Origin of the sequence: Halosimplex halobium, assembly GCF_051414055.1 — an archaeon.
In the GTDB taxonomy this organism is placed as follows: domain Archaea; phylum Halobacteriota; class Halobacteria; order Halobacteriales; family Haloarculaceae; genus Halosimplex; species Halosimplex halobium.
The window spans coordinates 1-25,099 of the sequence record NZ_JBLKNX010000004.1; the positions used below are offsets into that span (position 1 = coordinate 1).

At 71.4% G+C, this 25,099-nt stretch carries 32 protein-coding genes; 21 read left to right on the forward strand and 11 right to left on the reverse strand.

Annotated features, from left to right (window positions below):
- On the forward strand, positions 1 to 689 hold a 689-nt coding region (locus ACMGFG_RS04750; RefSeq protein ID WP_436929212.1), incomplete at its 5' end, for a hypothetical protein.
- A 4-nt stretch (positions 690 to 693) separates the two neighbouring features.
- On the opposite strand, the gene ACMGFG_RS04755 is transcribed toward ACMGFG_RS04750, so the two are convergent.
- The gene (locus ACMGFG_RS04755) at positions 694 to 1,803 is read right to left on the reverse strand and encodes a nucleotidyl transferase family protein (protein WP_436929213.1); all 1,110 of its coding nucleotides are present in this window, start codon (positions 1,801 to 1,803) and stop codon (positions 694 to 696) included.
- Positions 1,804 to 1,996: 193 nt separating this feature from the next.
- On the opposite strand from ACMGFG_RS04755, the gene ACMGFG_RS04760 reads away from it, so the two are divergent.
- Together ACMGFG_RS04760 and ACMGFG_RS04765 are read left to right on the forward strand one after the other, a co-directional pair.
- The gene (locus ACMGFG_RS04760) at positions 1,997 to 3,244 is read left to right on the forward strand and encodes a hypothetical protein (RefSeq protein WP_436929214.1); all 1,248 of its coding nucleotides are present in this window, start codon (positions 1,997 to 1,999) and stop codon (positions 3,242 to 3,244) included.
- 57 nt (positions 3,245 to 3,301) lie between these two features.
- Positions 3,302 to 4,312 (forward strand): threonine aldolase family protein, encoded by a 1,011-nt coding sequence (locus ACMGFG_RS04765; protein WP_436929215.1) that lies wholly within the window; start codon positions 3,302 to 3,304, stop codon positions 4,310 to 4,312.
- Positions 4,313 to 4,329: 17 nt separating this feature from the next.
- Here ACMGFG_RS04765 and ACMGFG_RS04770 read toward each other — a convergent pair whose 3' ends face one another.
- Entirely contained in the window at positions 4,330 to 4,482 is a 153-nt protein-coding gene (locus ACMGFG_RS04770) for a DUF7859 family protein (RefSeq protein WP_436929216.1), read from the reverse strand.
- Between the two features lie 260 nt (positions 4,483 to 4,742).
- Between ACMGFG_RS04770 and ACMGFG_RS04775 the strand changes: the two genes are divergently transcribed.
- A complete protein-coding gene (locus ACMGFG_RS04775; protein ID WP_436929217.1) occupies positions 4,743 to 5,375 on the forward strand; it encodes an ArsR/SmtB family transcription factor in 633 nt (210 codons plus the stop codon).
- Positions 5,376 to 5,539: 164 nt separating this feature from the next.
- Here the strand turns inward: ACMGFG_RS04775 and ACMGFG_RS04780 are convergent, their stop codons facing one another.
- Positions 5,540 to 6,121 carry a metallophosphoesterase gene (locus ACMGFG_RS04780; protein ID WP_436929218.1) on the reverse strand — a complete coding sequence of 194 codons (582 nt, stop codon included), beginning with the start codon at positions 6,119 to 6,121 and terminating at the stop codon, positions 5,540 to 5,542.
- Between the two features lie 91 nt (positions 6,122 to 6,212).
- Here ACMGFG_RS04780 and ACMGFG_RS04785 point away from each other — a divergent pair, with 91 nt between their 5' ends.
- Positions 6,213 to 7,178, forward strand: a complete 966-nt coding sequence (locus ACMGFG_RS04785) for a cation diffusion facilitator family transporter (protein WP_436929219.1) — start codon at positions 6,213 to 6,215, stop codon at positions 7,176 to 7,178.
- 95 nt (positions 7,179 to 7,273) lie between these two features.
- Here the strand turns inward: ACMGFG_RS04785 and ACMGFG_RS04790 are convergent, their stop codons facing one another.
- On the reverse strand, positions 7,274 to 7,546 hold the full coding sequence (locus ACMGFG_RS04790) for a winged helix-turn-helix transcriptional regulator (RefSeq protein WP_135366170.1): 273 nt from the start codon (positions 7,544 to 7,546) through the stop codon (positions 7,274 to 7,276).
- A gap of 265 nt (positions 7,547 to 7,811) precedes the next feature.
- Here ACMGFG_RS04790 and ACMGFG_RS04795 point away from each other — a divergent pair, with 265 nt between their 5' ends.
- From ACMGFG_RS04795 to ACMGFG_RS04810, 4 genes are all read left to right on the forward strand, one after another.
- Positions 7,812 to 8,114: an EMC6-like membrane protein gene (locus tag ACMGFG_RS04795; RefSeq protein ID WP_436929220.1), complete on the forward strand. Its 303-nt coding sequence runs from the start codon at positions 7,812 to 7,814 to the stop codon at positions 8,112 to 8,114.
- Between the two features lie 2 nt (positions 8,115 to 8,116).
- Entirely contained in the window at positions 8,117 to 9,949 is a 1,833-nt protein-coding gene (locus ACMGFG_RS04800) for a ribosome biogenesis/translation initiation ATPase RLI (protein ID WP_436929221.1), read from the forward strand.
- A gap of 66 nt (positions 9,950 to 10,015) precedes the next feature.
- Complete coding sequence (locus tag ACMGFG_RS04805; RefSeq protein WP_436929222.1) at positions 10,016 to 10,219, forward strand: type II toxin-antitoxin system HicB family antitoxin; 204 nt, start codon at positions 10,016 to 10,018, stop codon at positions 10,217 to 10,219.
- 3 nt (positions 10,220 to 10,222) lie between these two features.
- Entirely contained in the window at positions 10,223 to 10,468 is a 246-nt protein-coding gene (locus ACMGFG_RS04810) for a type II toxin-antitoxin system HicA family toxin (RefSeq protein WP_436929223.1), read from the forward strand.
- Between the two features lie 57 nt (positions 10,469 to 10,525).
- On the opposite strand, the gene ACMGFG_RS04815 is transcribed toward ACMGFG_RS04810, so the two are convergent.
- Positions 10,526 to 11,482: an ROK family protein gene (locus ACMGFG_RS04815; RefSeq protein ID WP_436929224.1), complete on the reverse strand. Its 957-nt coding sequence runs from the start codon at positions 11,480 to 11,482 to the stop codon at positions 10,526 to 10,528.
- Positions 11,483 to 11,644: 162 nt separating this feature from the next.
- Here ACMGFG_RS04815 and ACMGFG_RS04820 point away from each other — a divergent pair, with 162 nt between their 5' ends.
- From ACMGFG_RS04820 to ACMGFG_RS04830, 3 genes are all read left to right on the forward strand, one after another.
- Positions 11,645 to 11,857: a hypothetical protein gene (locus ACMGFG_RS04820; RefSeq protein WP_436929225.1), complete on the forward strand. Its 213-nt coding sequence runs from the start codon at positions 11,645 to 11,647 to the stop codon at positions 11,855 to 11,857.
- A gap of 68 nt (positions 11,858 to 11,925) precedes the next feature.
- Positions 11,926 to 12,723, forward strand: coding sequence for an SDR family NAD(P)-dependent oxidoreductase (locus tag ACMGFG_RS04825; protein ID WP_436929226.1), 798 nt, complete (start codon positions 11,926 to 11,928; stop codon positions 12,721 to 12,723).
- An 80-nt stretch (positions 12,724 to 12,803) separates the two neighbouring features.
- Entirely contained in the window at positions 12,804 to 13,847 is a 1,044-nt protein-coding gene (locus tag ACMGFG_RS04830; RefSeq protein ID WP_436929227.1) for a WD40/YVTN/BNR-like repeat-containing protein, read from the forward strand.
- A gap of 57 nt (positions 13,848 to 13,904) precedes the next feature.
- On the opposite strand, the gene ACMGFG_RS04835 is transcribed toward ACMGFG_RS04830, so the two are convergent.
- Both ACMGFG_RS04835 and ACMGFG_RS04840 read right to left on the reverse strand, forming a co-directional pair.
- Entirely contained in the window at positions 13,905 to 15,026 is a 1,122-nt protein-coding gene (locus tag ACMGFG_RS04835) for an ATP-binding protein (RefSeq protein ID WP_436929228.1), read from the reverse strand.
- Between the two features lie 186 nt (positions 15,027 to 15,212).
- Positions 15,213 to 16,577 carry an aspartate aminotransferase family protein gene (locus ACMGFG_RS04840; RefSeq protein ID WP_436929229.1) on the reverse strand — a complete coding sequence of 455 codons (1,365 nt, stop codon included), beginning with the start codon at positions 16,575 to 16,577 and terminating at the stop codon, positions 15,213 to 15,215.
- Between the two features lie 168 nt (positions 16,578 to 16,745).
- Here ACMGFG_RS04840 and ACMGFG_RS04845 point away from each other — a divergent pair, with 168 nt between their 5' ends.
- Positions 16,746 to 17,507 carry a PHP domain-containing protein gene (locus tag ACMGFG_RS04845; RefSeq protein ID WP_436929230.1) on the forward strand — a complete coding sequence of 254 codons (762 nt, stop codon included), beginning with the start codon at positions 16,746 to 16,748 and terminating at the stop codon, positions 17,505 to 17,507.
- Here ACMGFG_RS04845 and ACMGFG_RS04850 read toward each other — a convergent pair.
- Together ACMGFG_RS04850 and ACMGFG_RS04855 are read right to left on the reverse strand one after the other, a co-directional pair.
- Positions 17,504 to 17,701, reverse strand: a complete 198-nt coding sequence (locus ACMGFG_RS04850) for a hypothetical protein (protein ID WP_436929231.1) — start codon at positions 17,699 to 17,701, stop codon at positions 17,504 to 17,506. The two genes, ACMGFG_RS04845 and ACMGFG_RS04850, sit on opposite strands and share 4 nt — an antisense overlap.
- 115 nt (positions 17,702 to 17,816) lie before the next feature.
- Positions 17,817 to 18,338, reverse strand: a complete 522-nt coding sequence (locus ACMGFG_RS04855; RefSeq protein WP_436911062.1) for an archaemetzincin family Zn-dependent metalloprotease — start codon at positions 18,336 to 18,338, stop codon at positions 17,817 to 17,819.
- Between ACMGFG_RS04855 and ACMGFG_RS04860 the strand changes: the two genes are divergently transcribed.
- The 4 genes from ACMGFG_RS04860 to ACMGFG_RS04875 all read left to right on the forward strand — a co-directional run bounded on the left by ACMGFG_RS04860 (position 18,325) and on the right by ACMGFG_RS04875 (position 20,777).
- Complete coding sequence (locus tag ACMGFG_RS04860) at positions 18,325 to 18,768, forward strand: UPF0146 family protein (protein ID WP_436929232.1); 444 nt, start codon at positions 18,325 to 18,327, stop codon at positions 18,766 to 18,768. The genes ACMGFG_RS04855 and ACMGFG_RS04860 overlap by 14 nt on opposite strands.
- A gap of 147 nt (positions 18,769 to 18,915) precedes the next feature.
- Positions 18,916 to 19,791 carry a TIGR01548 family HAD-type hydrolase gene (locus tag ACMGFG_RS04865; protein WP_436929233.1) on the forward strand — a complete coding sequence of 292 codons (876 nt, stop codon included), beginning with the start codon at positions 18,916 to 18,918 and terminating at the stop codon, positions 19,789 to 19,791.
- A 128-nt stretch (positions 19,792 to 19,919) separates the two neighbouring features.
- Positions 19,920 to 20,588, forward strand: coding sequence for an NADPH-dependent F420 reductase (gene npdG, locus ACMGFG_RS04870; protein ID WP_436929234.1), 669 nt, complete (start codon positions 19,920 to 19,922; stop codon positions 20,586 to 20,588).
- 66 nt (positions 20,589 to 20,654) lie between these two features.
- Positions 20,655 to 20,777: a hypothetical protein gene (locus ACMGFG_RS04875; protein ID WP_436929235.1), complete on the forward strand. Its 123-nt coding sequence runs from the start codon at positions 20,655 to 20,657 to the stop codon at positions 20,775 to 20,777.
- Between the two features lie 62 nt (positions 20,778 to 20,839).
- Here the strand turns inward: ACMGFG_RS04875 and ACMGFG_RS04880 are convergent, their stop codons facing one another.
- Positions 20,840 to 21,106, reverse strand: coding sequence for a thioredoxin family protein (locus tag ACMGFG_RS04880; RefSeq protein WP_436929236.1), 267 nt, complete (start codon positions 21,104 to 21,106; stop codon positions 20,840 to 20,842).
- 174 nt (positions 21,107 to 21,280) lie between these two features.
- Between ACMGFG_RS04880 and ACMGFG_RS04885 the strand changes: the two genes are divergently transcribed.
- Positions 21,281 to 21,439: a preprotein translocase subunit Sec61beta gene (locus tag ACMGFG_RS04885; RefSeq protein WP_135366185.1), complete on the forward strand. Its 159-nt coding sequence runs from the start codon at positions 21,281 to 21,283 to the stop codon at positions 21,437 to 21,439.
- A gap of 135 nt (positions 21,440 to 21,574) precedes the next feature.
- Complete coding sequence (locus tag ACMGFG_RS04890; RefSeq protein WP_436929237.1) at positions 21,575 to 21,949, forward strand: DUF7532 family protein; 375 nt, start codon at positions 21,575 to 21,577, stop codon at positions 21,947 to 21,949.
- A 5-nt stretch (positions 21,950 to 21,954) separates the two neighbouring features.
- Here the strand turns inward: ACMGFG_RS04890 and ACMGFG_RS04895 are convergent, their stop codons facing one another.
- Entirely contained in the window at positions 21,955 to 23,250 is a 1,296-nt protein-coding gene (locus ACMGFG_RS04895; RefSeq protein WP_436929238.1) for an RNA-guided endonuclease TnpB family protein, read from the reverse strand.
- 58 nt (positions 23,251 to 23,308) lie between these two features.
- On the opposite strand from ACMGFG_RS04895, the gene ACMGFG_RS04900 reads away from it, so the two are divergent.
- Together ACMGFG_RS04900 and ACMGFG_RS04905 are read left to right on the forward strand one after the other, a co-directional pair.
- A complete protein-coding gene (locus ACMGFG_RS04900; protein ID WP_436929239.1) occupies positions 23,309 to 23,449 on the forward strand; it encodes a hypothetical protein in 141 nt (46 codons plus the stop codon).
- Between the two features lie 91 nt (positions 23,450 to 23,540).
- The gene (locus ACMGFG_RS04905) at positions 23,541 to 25,097 is read left to right on the forward strand and encodes a ribonuclease FAU-1 family protein (protein ID WP_436929240.1); all 1,557 of its coding nucleotides are present in this window, start codon (positions 23,541 to 23,543) and stop codon (positions 25,095 to 25,097) included.
- The last annotated feature ends 2 nt before the right edge of the window (positions 25,098 to 25,099 follow it).

Sequence of the window (25,099 nt, forward strand, 5' to 3'; positions counted from 1 at the left end):
TGTCGGTCCCCGACCGCGAGGCCGGCGCCCTCCTCGGCGCGGCGGCGGTCGGCGCCGCGGCGCTCGCCGCGGTCCCGCTCGTGCCGGCCGCGCTCACCTACGGGATCGGAGCCGACCACCTCTCGGCGGCGCTCGCGAACGCCCCGGCGAACCTGGCCGACCGAACGCTGGTCTTCGTCGCGGTGTTCGCCGCCGGGATGGCGCTGCTGTACCAGGGCCTCGTTCAGGGCGCGTTCGGGCGGGTGCTCGGCCCCGAGCGCGCGGCCGCCGCGACCGCGCTGACGAGCGCGTACTTCGCGACGCCGCGGTTCGTCTCCGCGCCCGCCGCCATCCGGTCGGGGCCGTGGCTGTACGTCACGCCCGAGCGCGCGGCCGTCGCGGCGCTGTTCGTCCTCGGTCTGGGCGTCGCCGTCTACGCCGACCGGCGGGTCGACGACCGGCGGGCCCGCGCCGCGGCGCTCCTGCCGGTCGCGCTGGCCGTCGCGCTCGCCGCCTTCTCGGTCGGGCGCGGGATCGACGGGCCGCTCGAACTCCTGACGCCGGCCACGCACGTCGCCCTCGTCGGGGTGGCGGCGTACGCGTACGTCGGGACGCGCTCGCTGCTGGCGCCCGCGCTGGCGTACCTGTCGTACGCGCTCGCGAGCGTCGTCGTCAACTCGGCGACGCTCTACGCGCTCGTCGGGGCCTGACCGCTCAGTCGCCGGTCGCACGCCAGCGCTCGGCCAGCTCGACGACGAACTCGGCGTACTCCGTCTTCGCCCGCTCCCACTCCTCCCCGCCCGACTCGCAGGCCGATTCCAGCCGACCCAGGCGGTCGGCGTCGTAGCGCGACGCCAGACACATCGCCTGGAAGACGGGCGAAGTCGCGGGGTCGCCGCCCTCGTCGCCCGCGATCCGCTCGCGGATCTCCTCGGAGTCCATCGCGAGCGAGACGCCCGACCCGGGGATCGACTTGGCCATCTTCGGCGTCCCGTCGAAACCCGGGAGCATCCGGGTGTACAGCCCCGCCACGTCGCCGTCGACGGGTGCGGCGTCGCGGAACCGCCGCGCCATTCCGGTGAGGTGGTGCTCGTCGATCCCGAACTGGAGGACCAGCCGCTCGTACTCGCCCGCGTACAGCGGGTGGAGGAAGTCGACGCCGTGGAGGACGGCGCTGTGGGCGTCGGCCGCCTCCGAGGTCGCACCCGACCGCGCGACGGCGGCGGTCCCCGGCCCGCGGTCGCCCTCGGCGGCCCCGTAGGCCTCGCGCACCGCCCGCTCCCACTCGGTCGGCGGCGGATCGCCGTCCGGCGAGTCGCCGTCGGCGTCGTCCTCTCCGCCCCACGCATCGGGGTCGTAGTAGGGCGCCAGCAACTGCCCGGTGTGCATCACGTCGCGGGCCTCGCTCTGAGTGCGGAGCCGGCCGCGGTCCGGGTCGAATCCCAGGTCGAGCGCGAACGCGCGGTAGCGCTCGGCGAGCGACCGCACGCGGTCGAGCGGGGCGCCGCCGTGGTAGGGCTCCAGGTCGGCGAGGACGAACTGCACGTCCAGGCCCGCCTCCTGGAGCGCGACGGCGGTCAGGAACTGGCCGACGGTCCCCAGGTGGGGCGGACCGGTCATCCCGACGCCCGTCGCGACGAGCGTCCCGCTCCGGTCGGCCCTGTCGGTCCCGTCGGCCCCGTCGGTCCCACCGAAGACGGCCTCGTCGTCGACGGCGACGAACCGCCGGCGTTCGCCGGCCGGCACCGGCCCGACGGCCCCGTCGACCGGTTCGAAGTCGTTGCGTTCCCGGACGGTCTCGTAGTGGTCGGTCAGTGCGTCCACGGCCGGAACACGTACGCGAAGCGTAAAGTGATAATCTGTGACTAGGTACCGTACAACATAGACGGCCGCCACGGGGCGGCTGGCCGGCCCGATCCGGCGAGAGTCCGGGAGGGTACGGCGGCGATAACCCGCGCCTACCGGGAGTTGCGGGGCTATAACGAAATACGGGTGTCCCCCTACCCGGGAGCGTGCTATGTCCGACCGACAACTGCGGAACACGAGACGGACCTTCCTCGCGTCGAGCGCGCTGGGGGCGCTGTCGGCGGTCGCAACGGGCGGGACGGCGGCTGCAACGGACGGGACGGTCGCGCCGACGGCGGCGGTCGAGTGCTCGACCGTCAGCGTCGACGACTGGGGGAGCGCCCGCAGCGCGCGGGCGGTCTTCGCCGACGGGAGCTTCGTGGACATCGGCGAGGGACGGCCCGAGACCTTCGGTGCGCCCGGGCGCGTGGTCGAGTCGGTGACGTTCGCCGACTTCGACGGCAACGAGTGGACGCGGACGAACGACGCGGCCGACTGCGACCCCGGGGGGAAGTCGGTCACGTTCACCGACTCGCGGGCGACCGTCCGGCCGGGGCAGTTCCTGGAGACCGACACCTACCCCGGCCGGCTGGTCTCGCAGGTCGACCTGCACTTCGTCGACGGGACGAGCCAGGAGAAGGTCCACCTCGACGGCCCCGAATCGCCCGACGGGATCACCGGCGTCTACCGGGGAACGGGCGAGCACGCGGGCAAGGTCGTCGAGGCGGTCGAGATCTTCCACGACCTGGGGTACGTGACCCACTACGTCCGCAACCCCGCCGCCGAGCAGTACCTGCTCGGGAAGGCGACTCACCAGGAGCGGCTCGTCGAGGTGATGGGCGCGACCGAGGGCGCCGTCGACTACGAGTTCACCGTCGACGGGCCGGTCCGCGCCGTGACGCTCTCGGACCGCCGGGGCGCCTCGCCCGGCGGCAACGACGCCATCGCGACCGGCGACGGCGGGACGACCGTCTCGGGTACGACCGGGAACCCGGGCTACAGCGACGTGTACGCCGTCGGCGGCCCGATCACCGAGTTCTCCCAGACCGGCGGCGACGGCGACTACGTCCTCCGCGAGGCCGAGTGGCGGGCCGTCGAGACCACCGCGCCAGCGACCGACCTGCTCGCGGTCGTCGCCACCGAACAGGGGGAGGTCGACTACGAGTTCACCGTCGAGGGGACCGTCCGGAAGGTGACCAACGCCGGCCCGAAGCGCTCGGCCGGGGACAACGACGAGGTCGTCGAGAACGGCGACGGTACCGTCACCGTCAGCGGCTTCACCGGCAACACCGGCTACGGCGACACCTACGCGGTCACCGGCGACGTGACGGACTTCGCGCGGACCGGCGGCGAGGCGGCTTTCCGCATCGACTACAACGGCCGCGAACTGACGCCCGAGGCACTACTCGCGCGGGACTGAGGGCGGTACCCGGACCGTTCGACCAGCTATTTCCCCGCCGACCGCGTACTCGCGGCCGTGATCGACCTGCGTAGCGACACCGTCACGAAACCCGACGAGGCGATGCGCGCGGCAGCCCGCGACGCCGAGGTCGGCGACGACGTGTACGGCGAGGACCCGACCGTCAACGAGCTCGAAGCCCGCGTCGCGGACGTGCTGGGCTTCGGCGACGCCCTGCTGGTCCCCTCGGGGACGATGGGCAACCAGGTCGCCGTCCGCACCCACACCGAGCGCGGCCAGGAGGCGATCGTCGAACGCGAGAGCCACGTCTACAAGTGGGAGCTCGGCGGCGTCGCACAGCACTCGGGCGTCCAGCCACGACCCGTCGAGGGCGACGACCGCGGCGTGGTCGCCCCCGAACAGGTCCGCGAGGCGTACGTCGAAGCGGACGGCCACCGCGCCGGGACCGGCCTGCTCGCCCTGGAGAACACTCATAATAGCAAGGGCGGCACCGCCATCGCGCCCGAGGCCATCGACGCCGCGGCCGCGGTCGCCCGCGAGCGCGACGTGTCCGTCCACCTCGACGGCGCGCGACTGTTCAACGCCGCCGCGGCCCTCGATACCCCGGCCGAGCGGGTCACCCGCGAGGTCGACTCGGCGATGGTCTGTCTCTCGAAGGGGCTGGGCGCGCCCGTGGGGTCGGTGCTCGCAGGATCCGAGGAATTCGTCGAGCGCGCCCGCCGCAACCGCAAGCTCATGGGCGGCGGGATGCGCCAGGCCGGTATTCTCGCCGCGCCCGGGCTCAGAGCGCTGGAGAACCGCGACCGCCTCGCCGCGGACCACGAGCGGGCCCGCCGGCTGGCCGCCGGGCTGGACGACCTCCCGGGGATCGACGCGCCCGAGCCCGAGACGAACATCGTCGTCGTCCGGACCGACGATCCGGCCGACGAGGTGGTCGCGGCCTGCGAGCGCGAGGGTGTCGGCTGCGTCGCCTTCGGCGACTACCGCGTGCGCTTTTGCACGCACTGGGATGTCGACGACGAGGATATCGACGCGGCGCTGTCGGGCGTCGAGCGGGCGATAGACTGAACGCCAGCGGGCGGCCGCTACTGGCGGCCCTGGTTCATCCCCTCTTTGAACCCCTGTGCGGTCCGGCGGAGGAACAGGTAGAGGAGGAACACGAACGTCAGAAGGACGGCGACGATGGCGACGAGGACGGGGTCCTCGAAGAACCACGAGACCAGGTCACCGATCTGCATACGCCGGCCTACCGCGCCCCCGGGCAAAGAGGTTTCGGCACGGCGACACGCGCGGGAGCGGCCGGCCGGACCCGTCGACCGCGCCGGCACGGAGGGAGGCGGTGCCGGCAGGGTGGCGGCGATTGCGCCGGCACGGGGGAGGCGGTGCCGGCGATGGGTGACGCCCGCGCCGCGACCCGTGTCGGGCCGTCACGGGCGGGACCTGTCACGTCTGTCAGGTGGTAAGACTGATACTGCAGGGGTGCAAAGCGCGACGTGAGATGTCGCTGCTGCCCTCCAAACCCGACACCGCGGCGGCCGACGACGCGGAGCCGCGGGTAGTCGGCGTCGAGAGCGACGACGCCGACGATCTGCTCTCTGCGCTCTCCTCGGAGACTGCCCGTCGCCTCCTCGGTGAGCTCCACGAGGCCCCCGCGCCGCCGGCCGAGCTGGCCGAACGCGTCGACACCTCGCTGCAGAACGCACAGTACCACCTTGAGAACCTCGAGGACGCCGGCGCCGTCGAGGTCGTCGACACGGCCTACTCCCAGAAGGGCCGCGAGATGGACGTGTACGCGCCCGCCGACCAGCCGCTGGTCATCTTCGCCGGCGACCAGGAGAAGTCCACGAGCATCAGGACCGCCCTCTCGCGGCTGCTGGGCGCGGTCGGCCTGCTCGCGGTCGTCAGCCTCGTCGTCTCGGCGCTGGCCGGCCGCGGCGTCCCGGTGCTCGGCGGCGAGTCCGCCGGGGCCGGCACCGACGGCGCCGCGGCCGCCGCCCACACGCCGACCCCCACCGGCCCCCCCGTCGCCTCCACGGGCGTCGTCGAGGGGCTGGGACCGGGCGCCTTCTTCTTCCTCGGGGGCGCCGCCGTGCTCGTCGGCGCCTTCGCCGTCTGGTACGTCCGCGGGTAACCACCGGCGGGCCGATCCCCCGGACATCCGGCCGACCGGCCCACCGCGGCGGTCGGTCCGACAGTGAAACGGCCGTTTGAGTTTCCGCCGGCTACTTTTCCCTCCCCGCCGAAGTAGCGGGTGCACGCCGCCCCGCCCTGCCCCGCTTCGACCCCGGCCCGCCGTCACTCCCGCCCGGTGGCGGCGAGGTCGAACTCGTCGAAGACCTCCCCGTCGGGTGCCACCAGCCGACCGGTCGGGCCCTCCCCGGTCGGTTCCAGTTCCGCGTGGCCCGGACGGTGCCACCGCGGGTCGGCGTGACTCCCGGGGTTCAGGACCGTGACCGCCCCTACCCGTCGCCACCCTGGCTCGTGGGAGTGCCCGACCACGACGACGTCCGCCCGCTCCTGGCGCCCCAGCAGCGACAGCGACGTGTCGTCGTGTTCGTGGCCGTGGACGACGGCGACCCGGAGGCCGTCGCGCTCGACGGTCCGCTCCGCCGTCAGCCGCTCCCGGACCCCCGGGTCGTCGTTGTTCCCGTACACCGCGGCGAACGCCGCGTTCGTTCCGCTCTCCCCATCCCCGCGTTCGCCGCTGTTCTCGGCCCCGGCTCCGGCCCCGACCTCCGACTCGAACGCGTCCAGCACCGCCTCCGTCGTGAAGTCGCCGGCGTGAACGACGAGGTCGGCCTCCCGGACCGCTTCGAGGGTCCGGCCTTCGAGTCGGTGCCCGTCGGTGCCGTGGGTGTCCGAGACGACCGTGATCACGGTGGCGGGTTCGACGGCCCACCACCTAACGCCTCGGATCCGCCGCGGTCGGGTGCCAAAGCCTTTGGCGAACCCGTGCGACCGGACCACAATGGCAGAGAGCAAGTCGGTCGTGATGGCGGCGCTGATCGCGAACGGGGCCATCGCGATCATGAAGTTCGCCGGCTTCCTGTTGACCGGGAGCGCCGCGATGCTCTCGGAGACCTACCACTCGATCTCCGACACCGGCAACCAGGTCTTTCTCCTCATCGGCCTCCGCTACGGCGGCCGCGAGGCCGACCGGCGCCACCCCTTCGGCTACGGCAAGGCGCAGTTCTTCTACGCCTTCCTCGTCTCCGTCTTCCTGTTCGGCATCGCCGGCTGGGAGTCCGCGAAACACGGCATCAACGCGCTGATGGGCTCGGGCGGCCACGGCGGCGGGGGCGAAGCCGTCGAGTTTCTCTGGCTATCCTTCCAGCCGCCGGGCGGGTTCGACCCGATCCTCGTCAACTACACCGTCCTCCTGCTGGGCATCGCCTTCGAGAGCTGGGCGTTCAGCAAGGCCTACGCGGGCATGAAGACCCAGATCGAGGAGAACGACTGGTCGGGCATGCGCGAGGCGTTCCGCAAGACCAGCGACGTGACCACCCTCACCGCGCTGACCGAGGACACCATCGCCCTCGTCGGCCTGGTGCTCGCGCTGGCCGGGATCTTCCTCGAACAGCAGACCGGCAACGCCGTCTACGACGCCCTCGCCGCGCTGCTCATCGGGATCATGCTGATGGGCTTCGCCGTCGCGCTCGCCTGGGAGAACAAGCGGCTCATCCTCGGCGAGAGCCTCCCCAGAGACGAGGAGGAGAAACTGCGCGCGATCGTGGAGGACCGCGAGGAGGTCGACCGCATCGTCGACTTCCGGACGGTCTACTTCGGCCCCGAGCGGATCGTCGTCTCCGCGGACGTTGAGTTCCACCCCGGGTCCGACGGCACCGACCTCGACGCGACGATCACGGAGATCGAGGAGGCGATGAAGGCGGCGAACGCGAGCGTCCGCACCGTCTACCTCGAACCCGAGGTGTGAGCGGACACTCCGGACCCGGCGGTTCGTGCGACACGTCGAGGACGCGCGAAGCGCGGTCGAGAACGGCGTCGGTCGTCGGTCGGTGCGCTGGGTCGTCAGTCGGCGGAGGCGGCGGCCTCGCAGTCGCCGTCGCAGTCGGGCTTGTCGATCTCGTAGAGGTTCTGGCGGGCGTCGGCGAAGTAGACGTCCTCCTCGACGACGCCGACCTCCTCGAGGCGTTCGAGGGCGTAGCGGACGGTCCGCGCGGAGAGCATCGACTCCTCGACGATCCCTTTCTGGGTGAGCGGACCGTCGTACTCCAGCACTTTGAAGACGAGTTTCGCGCTCGGCGGCAGGTCGCTGAGGTCGTCCCCGTCTGTCTCGGGCATCGATAGATGGGTGGGGCGCGCGTACAATAAAGATTCACACTGGCGACAGCCAAGACCCGCAGTATCGCCGCCACGGGAGCGCAGACGGTGACGCCGGTGGGGCGCCGCCGGGGGACGGCAAGGGGCTGAGGGTGACGGCGGGACCGGTGGGGGCCAGTGGTGGCCAGCGGGGACCAGTGGGAGTCAGTGAGGGCGCGGCGCGTTCCGGCCCGACGGTGGGGGCGGGAACGAACGGCTTTTGGGGCCGCGCGGCCGAGACGGACGTATGGCTACCGAAACCGCCGAGGGGTGGGACGACCACCTGCGGGGGCTGACGGTGACGACGCTCGCCTCCGTGCTGGGGATCGGCGCCGGCGTGGCCGCCCAGGCGCTGGCGACCGGCCCCAACGACCGGCTGGGCCTGTACCTGCTCGGCGCGGCGGTGCTCGTCCAGCTTCCGGTCTACATGGCGATCGGCATCGACGTCGACGACTTCGGCCCCAAGGAGTACCTCTACATCGCGTTCATCACCTTCTCGCTGTGGTTCGTCTCCTGGGGGATCCTGCTGACCGCGGGGACCTCCCTGTAACGATGGCGGACGACTCCATCGCGGTCGTCGACCTCGACAGGTGTCAGCCCGACCGCTGTAACTACGAGTGTGCGAACTTCTGCCCGCCGAACCGCTCGGGCAAGGAGTGTATCGTCACCCGCGAGGAGCGCTTCGAGGAGGGCGAACCCTTCGAGGGCGACCCCGACCAGATCCACATCTCCGAGGAGATCTGCCTCGGCGAGTCCTGCGGTATCTGCGTCAACAAGTGCCCGTTCGACGCGATCGAGATCATCAACCTCCCGCAGGAGCTCGACGACGACCCCGTCCACCGCTACGGCGAGAACGCCTTCGCCCTCTACGGGCTGCCCGCGCCCCAGGAGGGGCAGGTCACCGGCATCCTCGGCCCGAACGGCATCGGGAAGACCACCGCGGTCCGCATCCTCGCCGACGAGATGGCGCCGAACCTCGGCCAGGTGTCGGGCGACCCGCCCGGCTGGGAGACCGTCATGGACGAGTACCGCGGGACCGAGCTGCAGACCTACCTCGAGGAGCTGCGGGCGGGCGACGTGACCGTCGCGCGCAAACCGCAGTACGTCGACCAGATCCCCGACCAGTTCGACGGGACGACTCGCGAGCTGCTGGAGCGGACCGACGAGCGGGGCGCGCTCGACGAGCTGATCGACCGCGTCGGGATCCGCCCGGTCGTCGACCAGGACATCGACACCCTCTCCGGCGGCGAACTCCAGCGGGTCGCCCTCGTCGCCTGTCTCGCCCGCGACGCCGACTTCTACTTCCTCGACGAGCTGACCCCCTACCTCGACATCGGCCAGCGGATGACCGCCGCGCGGCTCGTCCGGGAACTCGCCGACGAGGGCGGCCGGTCGATGCTCGTCGTCGAGCACGACCTGGCCATCCTGGATCTTTTGGCCGACACCATCCACGTCGCCTACGGCTCGTCGGGCGCGTTCGGCGTCATCACGAGCCCCAAGTCGACGAAGAACGGCATCAACGAGTACCTCGGCGGCTACCTGGAGAACGAGAACATGCGGGTCCGCCAGGAGTCCATCCAGTTCGAGGAACACGCCCCGCGGACGACCGCCCAGGGCGACGTGGTCGTCGAGTACCCCGACCTCACCAAGTCCTACGGCGACGGCGAGTTCTCGCTCGACGTGGAGGGCGGGGAGATCCAGGAGAACGAGGTGCTGGGCGTCGTCGGCCCCAACGGCATCGGGAAGTCGACGTTCGCCCAGCTGCTCGCCGGCCGGCTGGAGCCCGACGAGGGGGAGGTCGACGCGCGGCTGGAGATCGCCTACAAGCCCCAGTACGTCGAGATCGACCAGCCGATGCGCGTCGACGCCTTCCTCTCCTCTATCACCGACGACTTCGGCACCTCCTACTGGAACACGGAGATCGCCGACCCGCTGCAGCTCGACCGCGTGATGGAACAGAACCTCACCGACCTCTCGGGCGGTGAGCGCCAGCGCGTCGCCATCGCGGCCTGCCTCTCCGAGGACGCCGACCTGTACCTGCTGGACGAGCCATCGGCGCACCTCGACGTGGAACAGCGGGTGCGGGCCACCTCGGCCATCCGCCGCTACGCCGAGAACCACGACGCCACCGCGCTGGTCATCGACCACGACATCTACATGATCGACCTGCTGGCCGACCGGATGCTGGTCTTCGACGGCGAACCGGCCGAACACGGCCACGCCTCGCCGCCGGTGAGCATGCGCGACGGCATGAACGAGTTCCTCGCGAACCTCGACATCACCTTCCGCCGCGACGAGCGCACCGGCCGCCCGCGGATCAACAAGCCGGGGTCGCAACTCGACCGCGAGCAGAAGAACGCCGGCGAGTACTACTACTCGGACTGACCTGTCAGCGAGGTCCGTTTCGGACACGTCCGAACCCTTTTCAGACATTCCGCCGTACCGATCCGTATGAGCACCGGGCGCGAGATCCGCCTCATCGAGGAAGACGACGGCTGGTGGTCGGCCGTCGACGAGGAGACGGGGGTCGCGAGCCAGGGTCCGAGCAGGACGGAGGCGCTGGCGAACCTCGACGAGGCCGTCGAGGCGACGCAGGCAGCTGAGGAGGTCGACGGAGAGGCTCCGGAACCGGACGCGCCGTGGTTCGACGAGTAGCGGATGGTTTCTCGCGACTTTTCCGGCGAGGAGATAGTCAACGTCCTCCGCAAATTCGGGTATCGCCACGACCGGACACGCGGTGACCACGCGATTCTCAAGTACACGCATCCCGAGACGGGCGAGAAACGGACCGTCACCGTCCCGCTGCACGACCGCGTCCGGACCGGGACGCTACAGCAGATCGCGGACCAGTGCGGGGCGGACGATTTCCACTCGTGGTGTGAGTGGATCGACGAACACCGCTGAGCCACGACTCGCAGTCAGTCGGTGTGCGTGACGAACGGGTTCTCGGGGGCCTCGAAGTCACCGCTCTACCTGAGCGGCCGCCAGCGCCCCGTAGAGACCGATATCGTCGCCCAGCGGCGTGAGCCGAACGGTCGGGCGGTCGACGAACAGGTACCGGTCGAGGTGCGCCTCGATGCCGGAGAGGATCCGGTCCGGGTTGTTGAGCGCGACGCCGCCGCCGAGCGTGACCAGCCCGGGGTTGACCGCGTTACAGACCGCCGCGACCCCGGCGGCGTTGTACCGGTCGACCTCGTCGAGGCAGTCCCGGGCCCAGGCCTCGCCCGCGTCGGCCGCGGCGAACACCGCTTCAGCCGTGTGGCCGCCGCCGTCGAGCCCGACCGCTCCGGAGCGCCCGTCTCCCCGCTCCGCGTCCGAGGCGGCGGCGTCGTCGGCGAACTCGGCGGCGAACCGAGGGATGCCGCGGCCGGAGCAGACCGCCTCCCAGGCGCCGGCGACGCCCGTGCTCTCGAACTCGCGGGGCGCGACCGGGAGCAGGCCGAACTCGCTGGCCTGGCCGCTCTCCCCGCGGTGGAGCCGGCCGTCCTCGACGACGCCGCCGCCGATCCCGGTCCCGAACGTGAGGTGGGCGAGACAGCGCTCGTCGCGGCGCGCGCCGTAGTACCATTCCCCGAGCGCGGCCGCGTTGCAGTCGTTGGCCAGCGTGACGGGGAGCCCGTGGGCGCGGTCGACCGCTCCGCCCACGTCGATCCGTTCGACCGTCTCCCCGTCGGGCGTGTCGAACTCGCGGATCACACCCGCCGAATCGTCGACGAGCCCGGCGGTCGAGACGGCCACGGCGTCGATGGGGTGGTCGGTCGACCGCCGCAGGTCGCCGACCGCCGTCGCGAGCTGGTCGGCGAGGTCCCGGGGGCGCGTCGGCTCGGCGGCGACGTCGGTTAGGAACTCCCCGCTCGTCGTGGCGACGGCGGCTCGAAAGTTCGTGCTCCCGATACCGAACGCGGCGACGCGATCCATGGGTCCGACGATCCGACGGGATCGGCATGAGTATTCGGTTGTTACTTCGCGGGCGCGAGCGCCGAACCGCGACCGGGTCGGTGCTGCAGGCGGTCCGAGGGCAGTCCCGGCCGGGACGGTGACCGCCTCGGCGCGGAGGTCTCGGAGTCGACGCGCGAACTCGTGAGCGCGCTCTCGCCGCTGATGGCCTACGGCGAGCCGGTCGAACCGATCTCCGCGCAGGGCGCCGAGAACTACGAACGGTTCGCGCACATGGGCGGCGGCGCCGACGCCGTCTACGAGCGGACCTGGTTCCACGTCGCCGTCCTGCTGGCCTGGTCGCTCGGCTCGCTGGCACTCGGATACCTCCGGTTCAGCCGCCCCGAACTCGGCTGACTCGCCGAGCAGGTTCGCCTCGGCCCGGCCTCCGAAACGCCGTTGCTACTGGAGTCCGTACCACGGCCATGGGAACTATCAGCGCGGACTTCTCGGGCGAGACAGTGATCGTGACGGGCGCGAGTTCCGGCATCGGTCGCGCGGTCGCCGTCGGCTTCGGCGAGGCCGGCGCGACCGTGATCAACGCCGACGTGCGCGCCGACCCGAAAGACCGGGACGGCGATGCGGCCGCCGGCGACGCCGAGACGCCGACCCACGAACTGGTCGACGCCGAGACCGGCGGCCGGGGGGTCTTCGTCGAGACCGACGTCGCCGACTACGACGCCCTCGCCGCCGTCGTCGAGGGCGCCCGCGACTTGGGCGGCGTCGACGTGATGGTCAACAACGCGGGGATCCACGAGAGCCGCGAGTTCCTCGACGTCGAGCCCGCCGGGTACGACCGCCTCCACGCGGTCAACGCCCGCGGCGCGTTCTTCGGGACGCAGCTCGCGGCGCGGGACATGATCGACCGCGACGACCCGGGCGTCGTCGTCAACACCGCGTCGACGACCAGCGAGCGCGCCGAGTGGGACCACTCCCACTACGCGACGACCAAGGGGGCGGTCCAGATGCTCACGCGCAGCGCAGCGCTCGAACTCGCCGACCACGGCGTGCGCGTCAACGCCGTCGCGCCGGGCCCCGTCGCCACCGAGATCACCGATGGCTGGTCCGAGCGCGCCGCGGACGCCGTCGGCGGCGGTCGCGAACCCCCGACGCGCGCCGGCCGGCCGGCGGACCTGAAAGACGCCTACCGCTACCTCGCCAGCGAGGGCGCCGACTACGTCACCGGCGAGGTGCTCTGGGTGGACGGCGGCGATAGCCTCTGACCGGGCCGCCGACCCACCAGACCGGGAACAAAAACGGGATTCAGCGAGCGCTTTTGGTGGGGTCGGCCGTGGGTCCGGACATGCTCCTCGCCGGCAGCGACGACGGCGTGTACCGGTTCTCCGACCTCGACGGCCCTGCCGACCGGACGGCCGAGCGAACGCTCGCCAGCGGCCGCGTGATGCGACTGCGGACGTTCGACGGCCTCGACGGCGGTTTCGCGAGGGAACGGAGCGAAACCTCGTCGGACTCGTCCGACGGCGCCTTCGCGGCGACGACGACCGGCCTCTTCCACTCGCCGGACGGCGAGACGTGGGTCGACCTGGGAGTCCCGACCGAAGCGGTCTACAGCGTCGGCGCGCTCCCCGGCGGGCGGCTCTACGCCGGGACCCGTCCGGCCCGCGTCTACGCCGGCGAGTTCGAGGGCGTCGACGCGGGCGAGTCCGACGACGGCGGCCCGGCCGTCGAGTGGCGCGAGTGCGAGGGGTTCCAGCGGCTCCCCTCGCGCGAGGAGTGGCGGCTCCCCCGCCACGACGATCTCGCGCAGGTGCGCGACCTCCACCACGACCCGGCCGACCCCGACCGGCTGGTCGCCGGCGTGGAGGTCGGCGGCGTCCACGGCAGCGACGACGGCGGCGAGACGTGGGCCGAACTGCGGGGGGACGACGCCGCGGGCGATGTCGTCGACGACGACATCCACGAACTCCACGTCGCCGGGCCGGGCGAGTACGTCGCCGCGACCGGCTTCGGGCTCTTCCGCACGACCGACGCGGGGGCGTCGTGGACACGGCTGGACGGGGGAGTCGACCAGCGGTACTTCCGGACGGCGTTCTCGCTGGACGGGACCGTCTACGCCGGCGGCGCGCTGGCGAACTCCGCGACCTGGGACGACCCCGACGCCGACCCCGAACTGTTCGCCGTCCGCGACGGCGCGGTCGAGGCCGTCGAGTTCCCCCCGGCCGACGAGACGGTCACCGGGATGACGGCGGCCGGCGGCGACCTGGTCGTCGCGACCCACCGCGGGTCCGTCCTCGTCCGCCACGGCGGCGAGTGGACGGCCGTCGGCGAGCTGCCGGTGCCCGGCGACCTGACCGGGCGGTACACGCCCGTGACCCGGCTGGCGTGACAGTTGCCCGGCGACCTGACCGGGCGGTACACGCCCGTGACCCGGCTGGCCTGACCGTCACCCGCCGACCGCCCGCTGGTCGGGCCGCAGCGCGGCCGCGTCGTCGGCGTCGGCCCGCGGCAGCGTGACGACGACGGTCGCGCCGTCGTCGCCCCCGCGGCCGTCGTCGGCGATCCGGAGGTCGCCGCCGTACCGGTCGACGAGCGTCGCCGCGATGCGGAGCCCGCCGCCGTCCGTCTCCGCGCCCGGCCGGTAGACGGTCGGCCGCTCGTCGGGCGCGAACCCGGGGCCGTTGTCGCTGACCGTCAGGGTGACCGCGTCGTCGCCGTCCTCGACGGTCAGCGCGACGTGGGGGTCGGCGCTGTCGTTGTGCTCGACCGCGTTCTCGACGAGGTTGTCGACGACCGACCGGAGGCCGGCGTTGGCGACGACCGGCGCCCGCTCGGGGAGGTCGGTCCGCACGGTCGCGGCGGTGGCGGCCTCGACGCTCGCGGCCGCGTCGCCGGCGACGGCGGCCAGATCGACCGGCTCGTACTCGGCCTCGCCGGCGACGGTCTTCGCCAGCGAGCCCGCCGTCTCGATGCGCTCGAATGCCTCCTCGGTCTTCTCGCGGACGACCGCCGCGTGGTCGGCCACCTCGTCGTCCTCCGCGTCGGCGTCCTCGATCTCGCCCGCGTAGGCGCGGATCACCTGCATGTCGTTGCGCAGGTCGTGCCTGACGAGCCCGTTGACGAACGCGAGCGCGTCGCCCGCCCGCTGGGCGCGGGTGGCGTCGGCGACCGCCCGCGCCCGGTAGTAGCCGGCGACGACACCGGCCAGCCCGCCGAACGAGGCGGCGACCAGCAGCGTGAACGCCGGTTCGGAGACGACCCTGTCCTCCAGCAGCCGGACGCCGATGGTCAGCCCGACCGCGCCCGTGAAGACCACGACCCCGCCGAGCGACCAGACGGCCACAAGCCACTGGTACTCGGCGTCGAGGTCGGTGTGCTCGAGGCGGTAGCCCGCGTATACCAGGCCGACCGCCGGGGCCCCGTCGACCAGCAACGCGATCGCCGGACCCCGGAGCGAATCGAGCGTCGCGGCCTCCGCCGCGTGGTGGACGAGCGCGGTCGCCGCGAGCACGGCGCCCACGCTCGCGACGGCCAGCGGGCCCACCCCCCACCGGCGGTGCGTATCCATGATCCTGCTTTGGGACTTCGCCTTTTTTAATTGGATGCCTAATGCGCCGGGAGACGGGGCCGGCGGCGTCGGCCATTGACACGCCACGTGGCCGCGCGTGTCGTTTTGCTGGTGGCCGACAGGGTCGACGTTGAGAACTGGCCGACGCGTCGGCGGGGCGCCAGCGAGGGGCGCGGAACGGCGTGCTCACCGTCGTTCGGCGTCGACCGCTTCGATCGCCTCACAGACGATGTCGAGCCCCGTTTCGGCCTGCTCGCGAGTCAGCACCAGCGGTGGGATCAGCCGCAGGACGTTGTCGTCGCGGCCGCCGCCCCAGGCGAGCACGCCCCGTTCCATACAGCGCTGGCGCACCGCCGCGACGGCGTCGGGAGCCGGGCGCCCCTCGCCGTCGACGAACTCCGCGCCGACGAACAGCCCCAGCCCGCGAACCTGGCCGACCAGCGGGCTGTCGACCCGGGCGAGCCGCTTCCGGAGGTAGGTCCCCAGCTCGGTCGCGTGGTCGAGCAGGTCGCGGGCCTCGATGTACTCGATGGCGCGCAGCGCCGCCCGCATCGCGACGTTGTACCCCCGGAAGGTGCCGGTGTGGCCGCCCGGCCCCCAGGTGTCCAGCTCCTCGCGGTAGACCGTCGCCGAGAGCGGGTGGCCGTTGCCGATGGCCTTCCCGACGGTCATCGCGTCGGGGGTCACGTCGAAGTGGTCGCTGGCCCACCACTCCCCGGTGCGGCCCATCCCCGTCTGTATCTCGTCGACGATCAGGGGCACGTCGTGGTCGTCACAGAGGTCGCGCAGCCCGGACATGAATCCTGCCGGGGGGACGACGATGCCGCCCTCGCCCTGGACCGGCTCGACCCACACGCCCGCGGGGTTGGGCATCGCCCCGTAGCGGTCGCCCAGCAGCGTCTTCACGTCTTCGAGGGCGCGCTCGACGGTCTCCTGCGGTGTCCCGTCCTGACGGAACGGGTAAGGGTACTGGGCGTGTTCGACCTCGGCGAGCAGCGGTGTGTAGTCGCGCTTGTACTTGCCGTCCGCGCTGAGGCTGAACGCGCCCGAGGTCTCGCCGTGGAAGGCACCGTAGAAGGCCACCATCCCGCGGTTACCGGTATACTGCTTGGCGAGTTTGATCGACCCCTCGACGGCGTCGCTCCCGGTCGGTCCGCCGAAGACGACGCGGCTCGCCCCCGCCATCTCGCCCGGGGCTATCTCGCGGAGTTTCTCCACGAGGTCCAGCCGGGGTTCGGTCGGGAAGTCCAGCGAGTGGGGGAGCCGCCGGGTCTGCTCGGTCGCCGCCTCGGTGACGTAGGGGTTGGCGTGGCCGACGTTGAGGACGCTGATCCCGCCGAAGAAGTCCAGATAGCGGTTCCCGTCGACGTCCTCGAGGGTAGCGCCGCGGCCCTCGCGGAAGGCGATGGGCATCTCCGTCGGGTACAGCACCGCGGAGCTCTCGGCGGCGCGCTGGCGGTCGCGGAGCTGTCGGGACTTCGGGCCCGGCACCGCCTCGACCGCGGGCGCGTCGTCGAAGTGGAGTTCGTCGATGGGGGGCGGCGCGGTCATGGGTTCGCTTCGGAATTGGGGCGTTTCCCCCTTGGCTTCCCCCACTGATTTTCCGCTTCCGGGCGGGGTCGCGGCCCGCTCGGTGCGGCCCCGTCCCCACGGGCCCGCCCGCGGCGACGGGGTCGCGGCCCCGAAAGCTCCTTCGCTGTGCCGGATCCATACCGGGGCGTGTACGACTACCACGTCCACTCCAACTACTCGGACGGCGAGTTCATGGGCTCCATGCTCCGAGCGGCCGCCGACGCGGGGCTGGACGGCGTCGGCTTCGCCGACCACTGCAACGTCTCCGAACGGGAGGGGCCCCGCCGCGCCAAGAAGCGGCTCGGCTTCAACCTCGACGCGACCTACGAGCGTCGCCGCGACGCCATCGCCGACCTCCGCGCCGACTACGACATCCGCGTGTTCGACGCCGTCGAGATGGACTACCATCCGGCCGACGAGGCCGAGATCCGGGCGTTCCTCGCGGAGGCGGACTTCGGCTACGCCGTCGGGAGCGTCCACGAGCTCCGCGGCGTGAACGTCCACCGGGACTACTTCGCGGACCTCCCGGAGTCCGAGCGGGCGGCCGCCGTCGACGAGTACTTCGACCGGGTGGTCGCGCTCGTCGAGTCCGAACTGTTCGACGTCGCCGCCCACCTCGACATCGTCGAGCGCAACCCGGCGCTGCGGGGCCACGCGACGGCCGACCACTACGAGGCGGTGGCGGCGGCGCTGGCCGACTCGTCGACGGTCCCGGAGCTCAACGCCGGCCGGGTCGACCGCGAGTACGGCGAGTTCCACCCGAACGCCGAGTTCCTGTCGGTGCTGGCCGACCACGACGTGGCGGTGACCGTCGGCTCCGACGCCCACACACCGAATTCGCTGCGAGAACGGATACCGCTACTGCGCGACCGCCTGGCCGCCGCCGGCGTCGACACGGCGACGCTCTAGCTCGACGCGCCGTCCAGGTCCGCGTCGATGGCGCCGTCGAGGCCGTCGTCGTCCGGTGCGTACTCGTCGTCCTCCGAGTCCGAGACCTTCTCGCCGTCCGCTTCCTGGGACTCCGTCACGGTGTCGTCGCCGGTGACCGAGACGAACAGTTCGCCGAGTTCACGCGTCCGCTCGCGGTTCTGGGATTCGCTCATCACTCCCGCTTGGCGGCCGCCGGGAATAGCGCTGATGCCTAACCACGTTGGTATCCCGCGGTTCGGTCGAGAAAAGCCGTGAGCGCCGTCGTGTGGCCGGTACTGCCGGCCGTTGTCACATGACCTCGCGCTGGCAGGTCCCGCAGAGCGCCTCGTCTTTGATGTCGACCTCGCGGACGGTGGGCGAGAAGCTCATGACGCAGCGCTTGTTGTCGCAGTGTTCCAGGCCCATGGTGTGGCCGATCTCGTGGATGACCTCCTTGCGGACGCGGTCGGAGAACACGTCCTCGTCGGACCGGCGGGAGATGCCGCCGTCGGAGGAGGTGTTGAGGCGGTAGGTGGAGATGACCGACCCCTTGCCGTCGAGGTAGGCGAGCCCGAAGACGTAGTTGCGGCGGTGGTAGAACAGGTCCTTGGGGGTGATGGCGATGTTCTTGTCGCCGTCGCCGACGCGGGTGGCGAGCTTGATGAACGATTCCGCGCTGTACTGGTCGCGACTGCGGTCGTACGCGCCGGAGGGGATCGACTGCGTGTCGTGCATCGTCACGTCGCTCTCGTAGACGGCCCGGAGGCTCGCCGAGGCCTCGCGTTTGACCTCGGCGCGGACGTCGCCCACCGGCACGATGTCGACGTGCATACGGGACGTTTATGCGTGCCGCCGTGATAAACTCCCCGCTGTGATCCCCGAGACGCTGGAGGCATTGGTCGCCCGCTTCGCCGAATTCGATACCGCCGTCGAAGTGGGGATCGGCCGCCGCACGGTCGTCGCCGACGCGCTCGCCGAGGCGGACACAGACGTGACCGCCACCGACCGCCGGGTCCGGTCGGTCTCCGACCCCGTCCGGTTCGTCGTCGACGACGTGACCGACCCCGACCCGTCGGTCTACGCCGACGCCGACCTCGTGTACGCGCTGAACCTCCCGCCGGAGCTCCACCGGCCGACGCTGGCCGCCGCCCGGGGGGCCGACGCCGCGTTCATGTTCACCACGCTGGGCACCGACCAGCCGCTCGTCCCAGTCGATCGGGAGACGCTGCCCGGCGAGACGCTGTTCGTCGCGCGGGGCTGATATCGCGATGGGGCTGTGACCGTCCTCGACAGCGCGGGCCGACCGCACCGTATGGCACAGCCGCCCCACCGAACCGCCGCCGCTCCCGCCGAAGTTTCTCCCGAGTCGGAACGGACTTTTGCCAGGAGCGCATCGCCGGAAACACCGATGAACGCGGACGCGGTCGTGCTCGACGTCGACGGCGTGCTCGTCGACGTGGCCGACTCCTACCGCCGGGCGATCGTCGAATCGGTGTCGCGGGTCTACGGCGACACCATCCCGAAGGAAGCCATCCAGCAGTTCAAGGACGCTGGGGGATTCAACAACGACTGGGAGCTCACGTACGCCGCCGCGCTGTACGTCCTCGCCGACGGGGCGGGGCTGGGGCTGTCGCTCCCCTCCTTTACCGACCGGGTGGCGGCCACCGGTGGCGGCGTCTCCGCGGCGGAGACGGTCGTCCTCGACGCGCTAGGCCCCGCCGAGCGCGAGCGCGTCATGAACGAGTGGGACCCCGACCGGCTCCGGGACGTGTTCCAGCAGCTGTACCTGGGCAGCGACCTCTACCGGGAGCTGGAGGGCGGCGAGCCCGAGATGGACACCCCGGGGTACATCCACGACGAACCGGTCATCCTCGACGGCGAGACGGTCGACGCGCTCGAGGCCCGCTACGACGTGGGCGTCCTGACGGGCCGGCCCGCCGCGGAGGCCGACATCGCGCTGGACCGCGTCGGGCTGGACGTGCCCGACGAGCACCGGTTCACGATGGACGACTGGGCGGAGGGCAAGCCCCACCCCCGCGCGCTCGTGACGCTGGCCGAGCGCTTCGGCGCCGACTCGGTCGTCTTCGTCGGCGACACGCTCGACGACATCGAGACGGCCGTCAACGCCACCGACGAGGACGCCGACCGGGAGTACCGTGGCGTGGGCGTCCTCACCGGCGGGCTGACCGGCGAGGAGGGGCGCCGGAAGTACGAACGCGCCGGCGCGACCGCGGTGGTCGACTCCGTCAACGACCTGCCCGCGTTGCTCGACGGCGAGGACTGAACGGCGAGCGACAACGGGAACTGACTCCCGACGAGCGCCGCGGTCGCGACCGCGGCGACAGCCGACGGGTTCCCGCCCCGTTCGCCGAATCGCCAACGCTTATCCTGATCTCGGCCTACGGCCCCGACATGGACATCGCACTGCTTGGCGGGACCGGCGACATCGGCGAGGGACTGGCGCTGCGGTGGGCCTACCACACCTCCCACACCGTCGTCGTCGGCTCCCGGGACGCCGAGCGCGCCGAGAACAAGGCCGAGGAGTACGCGACCGAACTCGACAGCCGCGGGGTCGACTCCGACATCGCGGGCGCCGAGAACGCGGCGGCCGCGGCCCGCGCCGACGTGGTCGTCGCCGCGGTCCCCGCGTACCACCTCACCGACACCGTCGAGGCGGTCGCCGACGAACTCGACGCGGGCGACGTGCTGGTCTCGCCCGCCGTCGGGATGAAACGCGACGAGGAGGGGATGCACTACAACAAGCCCGGCGCCGGGAGCGTCACCGCGCTGGCCGCCGGCGCGGCACCGGACGAGGTGGCCGTCGTCGGCGCGTTCCACAACCTCGCCGCCGACCGCCTCGCGAACCTCGACGCCGACCTCGACGTGGACACGCTCGTCGTCGGCGACGACGAGGACGCCGTCGACACCGTCTCGGCGCTGGCCGAGGGGATCGAGGGCCTGCGGGCCGTCTCCGCCGGCCCCATTGCGAACGCCGCCGAGGTCGAGGCGCTGACCCCCCTGCTCATCAACATCGCGACGAACAACGAGAAGATGCACGACGTGGGCGTCAAGTTCCACTAGCTCGGCCGCATTACGACGCCGACCGCAGCCGGCGAAGTCTTTCGTCCGCGACCAGTTACATCCGATATGTCCGACCCGGAAGCGGATCTACGGGAACTCGCGGCTCGTGTTCGCGAGCGGTTCGACGAAGAGGGAACCACCGAAGCGGACGTGGAAGACACGATCGCGGCGGTCCGCTCCGAAGACTGACGTGGGCACTGCTGACGAAGTGAGTACGGGGACGGGCGAGAACGGAGATCAGGAAGGGCGCGCTACGCGGAGGCCTGCTGGAGGGCGTCCTCGATGTCGTCGGCCTGGGTGACGCCGACGAACCGCTCGACGATGCCGTCGTCGTTCTCGACGATGAGGGTGGGCAGCGAGCGGACGTGGTACTCGTTGGCCACGTCCTGCTGTTCGTCGACGTTGATCTTCTCGAACTCGACGTCTCCCCACTCCTCTTCGAGGTCCTCCAGAATGGGGTCCTGGGTCTTGCAGGGGCCACACCAGTCGGCGTAGAAGTCCTTGAGCGTGACTGTCATGGGTCATCGGACGTTGCGAATCCGCGGGGATAAGGGTTTCCACTACCGCCGTTCGGCGGGTCCGACGGTCGCCCGAGTGACAGCTTCGGCGGAGGAGCGAACGCCGCCGCGACGGGGGTCGCGGGTCGGGGGCAGGACGAAAGGCTTACGCGGGCGGGAGTGGGAGAGACAGATATGAGCAGCAACGACGGCGGCGGACTGATGTCCAGCGCGGGGCTGGTCCGGTACTTCGACGCCGAGGACCGCAACGCCATCCGCATCGACCCGAAGACGGTCATCGCCTTCGGCGCGATGTTCGGCTTCCTCGTGCTCGTCCTCCGCGCGACGATCTGACCGGCCGACCACCGCGACTACCGCGACCACCGCACCGACAGCACCGACCGGCGGCTCGCCCCGCCCGCGAGCGGCGAACCACCGCCGCGGGGCGTGACCGCGACGTTTTCAAGCCCCGCCCGCGAACCCGCGGGTATGCACTTCGACCAGCGGACGCAGGCGGCGCTCCGGGAGGCCGGCCTCTCCGACGAGGAGATCCGGGCGGCCTCCGAGCGCGTCGTCGCGGCGACCCGCGAGGCCGCCGACGACCTCGAAGCGTTCTTCGCCGACCGCGACGCCGTCTACTCCGACATGGACCAGGCTCACTCCGCCGAGGAGTTCCCCGAACACGCCGTCGACTATCTCGACCTGTTCACCCACGCCGACGACATCCGCGGGTACCTCCGGTTCGACTCCTGGGGCGTCCCCGTCACCGGCGGGCGCGTCCTCTCCGACGAGGTCGTCGAACTCTCGCTGGGGCCGACGGTGAACGACCGGGTCCGCTTCGCCGCCGACCGCGACGCGCTGTGACATCCTCACCCGCCGCGAACGGCGGGGCTTCCTACAAGGGAAGTCTCGCTACGCGAGGAGGTTTCGGAACTGTACGCCGAGAGGGTCGTCTGTCGGGGTTCCCGACTCGCCTCTCGGTGTCCCGTGGTGCTGTCACAGGCACTCCCGTCCCGTGGCGAGTCATCGTCTGCCGGTTTCAGCGGCAGGCTCTCTCCCCACGGGTCAAGGCGGCCAGCGATGTTGGCCGCCGCGTTCAGATCGGCGTGGTACTCCGTGACCCAACAGCCCTCGTTGGTACACCGGAACTCGTCGCCGTCACGGTGGCCGACGTGCCCGCAAGCGTGGCACGTCTGCGACGTGTAGGCCGCGTTGACGTACTCGACTGGAATCCCGGCGTCAAGGGCTTTGTCCTCAATGCGGCCCTGCAAGCGGGCGAACGCCCATGCGTGGAGACGGCGGTTCATCCACTTGCCGTAGTCCAGCGACTCACGGATGTAGGTCAAGTCTTCGAGGACGATCACCGGGCCCTCGAACTGTCGGGCGTACTCAACGGCTTCTCGGCTGGCCTTCTCGACAATATCCGTGAGTGCGTTCTGGTAGTGGGTGGACCGTTCGTCAATCCGCCACTCGGCGGCCCCGCGTTCTTGCAGGCGTTTCAGCGTCGTATGCATCTCTTTGCGGAGGTGTCGCGCTCGCCCGCCGTCAACGAACAGCGGGTCCACCGGAGCGCCCTGCTCGACGGCACAGCCGACGAGCAACGACGACTCGCCCACGTCGAAGCCGACCGGCGTGGGGTCGTCCGGCGTCTCCGGTTGCTCGATCTCGTACTCGACGGTGACGTGCAACGTCCACGAGGAGCGGTGCTGGCGCAGGCGAAACTCGCCCACGGACACGTCGCCGTCGTACAGCCGGTCCCACAGGTCCCGCTGGTCGGGGTTGATTCGCAACGGAATCCAGAAGGAGGTGCCGCGCCCGGCCTGTGGCACCCGCCAGCAGAACTCGTGGGCGCGGTCGGGCGAGTGGTCGAGGTGCCACCCTCGGTTCGTGAACCGAGCGGGATGGTCCTCGGCCAGTTCCTCGGCGTCGTAGGTCCGTCGGAGCTGCGGGACGTACTGTTTGAGCGTGTCTTTCGCATACGAGGACAGGTCATAGCCGGTCACAACGTCGTTGACCGCCGTCTGCGTGTCGGCCCCGGACGCGAAGGCGTCACGGAGCGCACGGCGGTAGGTCGCCTCGGTGCGCTGAAGCCGTCGCTCTTTGTGCGCCGTGGGTGGCGCGAGCGTGGCTTCGAGCGTCTTGGTGGCGGTCGTCGTGGCCGACATTCGACAGTCAAACAAACACACCCGACACACATAAAAATCATGCTAACTACACACAAACATGGGCAAAGAGATTCGGTTCATAGTCGAGGAGGACCAGTTCGAGCGACTGAAAGCGGTGAAAGAACGGCGCGGCTACACTTGGAAGGGCCTCATGTTGGAAGGGGTAGACGCGCTCGACACCGACGACAGAGACGGGTAGGACAGACGGTCAGCAACAGTCGTGGACGGACAGGGCGGCAAACGCGATTCCTCCGCGCCGTTCACGGCGCGGTTTCCTCGCTACTTCAAAGATGAGCGGCGACGACGGAGCGGCGGACGCGAGCGCGGATGCGGCCAGCGACGAGGACGCCGGAAGCGATGCCAGCGAGGAAGCCACCGGAAGCGATGCCGGCGACGCACCGACCGTCCGGGTCCGGGGCATCTACACGACGGCGCTGACCCGGCTGTTCGAGGACGCGGGGCTGTCGGTCGTCCAGGCGTCGCCGCCGATCCGCGACCGCTTCGACGACGCGTTCGCGGTCGCGCCCGCGGGCGCCGAGGTCGCGACGACCGACGACCGGCAGGGCGTGGGGGTCGTCGGCGACTCCGCGGCGGTCGCGGCGGCGCTCGACGCGGCCCGCGGGGTCGGCACCGACGCGCTGGCGTGGCGCGACCCGACGCCGCGGGGCGCCGTCTACGCCGGCGAGGTGACCGAGACGCTCGGGAGCGGCGCCGTCGTCGCCCTCGGGAGCGGAGCTACCGAGAACGACGCCGAAACCGACTCGCTGCCCCCGGTCGCCGGCACCGACCCGGAGGGATTCCTGCCCTACTCGAAGACGGCCGCACACGTCGAGGAAGGGGACCGGCTGCGCGTCCAGGTCGAGGAACCCGCGGCGCCGTGGAGCGACGGCCGGCCGGTCCTCGACACGACGGTCCGCGTGCAGGCCGGCCTCGCGACGCTCGTCCGCGGCACGTCGCCGGACAGCAACGGGCCGGAACTGGCCGACCTGCTGCCCGTCGACCCGCCCGAGGGCTGGGGGACCGACTGGGACCGGGCGGCCGACGACGCGGACCTGGACGCGCTCGGTGACGCGCTCGACGGAGTCGCCCACCGGGCGGCGGCGCTCGATTCGGCGTTCGACGACGCGCCCGCGCCGGAGGAGGCCGCCCCGTACTGCTACTGGCCCGGCGAGGCGACCGTCTGGGTCTGGTTCGGCCGCGAGTCGCGGTTCGGCCTCGACGAGCACCGGCGGGACGTGACGGCGACGATGCCCGGCCACCACCGCACGAAGGCCGCGACGAACGCCGCCAGCGCGGCCGTCGACTTCGTCGAGGCGGTCTGTCCCGACGCCGGGACCGGCGGCGAGGCGGACTTCCCGTTCGACGCCGTGACGCGGCAGTTCGGCCCGATGGAGGGCGACAGCGTCCGCATCGACCACGGCAAGCCCGACGGCCGGATGTTCTCGCTGGGCAGCGGCGAGGTGACCCGCCGGGACGCCGACGGCACCGTCGTCGTCGAACGCGAGATGTCCGGCCGCGGCACCTACGACGCGCTCGGCGTCGAGCAACAGGCCGGCGACGTGGCTGTCACCAAACTCACCGAGGGCAAGTGGTGGTACCCCACCGTCTACCGCGGCGACGACGGCGAGAAACGGGGCACGTACGTCAACGTCTGCACCCCGGTCGAGGTGTTCCCGTCGGCGGTCCGCTACGTCGACCTGCACGTCGACGTGGTCAAACACGCCGACGGCCGCGTCGAGCGGGTCGACGACGACGAACTCGACGCCGCCGTCGACGCCGGCCACGTCCCCGAGGCGCTCGCAGAGAAGGCCCGTAGCGTCGCCGGCGCCGTCGAGAACGCCCTCTGAGG

Coding starts and splice junctions, on each gene's coding strand:
- ACMGFG_RS04855 (WP_436911062.1), bottom strand. CDS start 18,338: ATGCACGTCGACATCGTGCCGGTGGGCGACGTCCGCGCCGAGGTCAAA.
- ACMGFG_RS04875 (WP_436929235.1), top strand. CDS start 20,655: ATGTCCGACCCGGAAGCGGATCTACGGGAACTCGCGGCTCGTGTTCGC.
- ACMGFG_RS04860 (WP_436929232.1), top strand. CDS start 18,325: ATGTCGACGTGCATACGGGACGTTTATGCGTGCCGCCGTGATAAACTC.
- ACMGFG_RS04810 (WP_436929223.1), top strand. CDS start 10,223: ATGGTTTCTCGCGACTTTTCCGGCGAGGAGATAGTCAACGTCCTCCGC.
- ACMGFG_RS04770 (WP_436929216.1), bottom strand. CDS start 4,482: ATGCAGATCGGTGACCTGGTCTCGTGGTTCTTCGAGGACCCCGTCCTC.
- ACMGFG_RS04760 (WP_436929214.1), top strand. CDS start 1,997: ATGTCCGACCGACAACTGCGGAACACGAGACGGACCTTCCTCGCGTCG.
- ACMGFG_RS04880 (WP_436929236.1), bottom strand. CDS start 21,106: ATGACAGTCACGCTCAAGGACTTCTACGCCGACTGGTGTGGCCCCTGC.
- ACMGFG_RS04775 (WP_436929217.1), top strand. CDS start 4,743: ATGTCGCTGCTGCCCTCCAAACCCGACACCGCGGCGGCCGACGACGCG.
- ACMGFG_RS04895 (WP_436929238.1), bottom strand. CDS start 23,250: ATGTCGGCCACGACGACCGCCACCAAGACGCTCGAAGCCACGCTCGCG.
- npdG (WP_436929234.1), top strand. CDS start 19,920: ATGGACATCGCACTGCTTGGCGGGACCGGCGACATCGGCGAGGGACTG.
- ACMGFG_RS04840 (WP_436929229.1), bottom strand. CDS start 16,577: ATGACCGCGCCGCCCCCCATCGACGAACTCCACTTCGACGACGCGCCC.
- ACMGFG_RS04835 (WP_436929228.1), bottom strand. CDS start 15,026: ATGGATACGCACCGCCGGTGGGGGGTGGGCCCGCTGGCCGTCGCGAGC.
- ACMGFG_RS04825 (WP_436929226.1), top strand. CDS start 11,926: ATGGGAACTATCAGCGCGGACTTCTCGGGCGAGACAGTGATCGTGACG.
- ACMGFG_RS04885 (WP_135366185.1), top strand. CDS start 21,281: ATGAGCAGCAACGACGGCGGCGGACTGATGTCCAGCGCGGGGCTGGTC.
- ACMGFG_RS04865 (WP_436929233.1), top strand. CDS start 18,916: ATGAACGCGGACGCGGTCGTGCTCGACGTCGACGGCGTGCTCGTCGAC.
- ACMGFG_RS04795 (WP_436929220.1), top strand. CDS start 7,812: ATGGCTACCGAAACCGCCGAGGGGTGGGACGACCACCTGCGGGGGCTG.
- ACMGFG_RS04830 (WP_436929227.1), top strand. CDS start 12,804: ATGCTCCTCGCCGGCAGCGACGACGGCGTGTACCGGTTCTCCGACCTC.
- ACMGFG_RS04815 (WP_436929224.1), bottom strand. CDS start 11,482: ATGGATCGCGTCGCCGCGTTCGGTATCGGGAGCACGAACTTTCGAGCC.
- ACMGFG_RS04890 (WP_436929237.1), top strand. CDS start 21,575: ATGCACTTCGACCAGCGGACGCAGGCGGCGCTCCGGGAGGCCGGCCTC.
- ACMGFG_RS04800 (WP_436929221.1), top strand. CDS start 8,117: ATGGCGGACGACTCCATCGCGGTCGTCGACCTCGACAGGTGTCAGCCC.
- ACMGFG_RS04785 (WP_436929219.1), top strand. CDS start 6,213: ATGGCAGAGAGCAAGTCGGTCGTGATGGCGGCGCTGATCGCGAACGGG.
- ACMGFG_RS04850 (WP_436929231.1), bottom strand. CDS start 17,701: ATGAGCGAATCCCAGAACCGCGAGCGGACGCGTGAACTCGGCGAACTG.
- ACMGFG_RS04905 (WP_436929240.1), top strand. CDS start 23,541: ATGAGCGGCGACGACGGAGCGGCGGACGCGAGCGCGGATGCGGCCAGC.
- ACMGFG_RS04790 (WP_135366170.1), bottom strand. CDS start 7,546: ATGCCCGAGACAGACGGGGACGACCTCAGCGACCTGCCGCCGAGCGCG.
- ACMGFG_RS04805 (WP_436929222.1), top strand. CDS start 10,016: ATGAGCACCGGGCGCGAGATCCGCCTCATCGAGGAAGACGACGGCTGG.
- ACMGFG_RS04900 (WP_436929239.1), top strand. CDS start 23,309: ATGGGCAAAGAGATTCGGTTCATAGTCGAGGAGGACCAGTTCGAGCGA.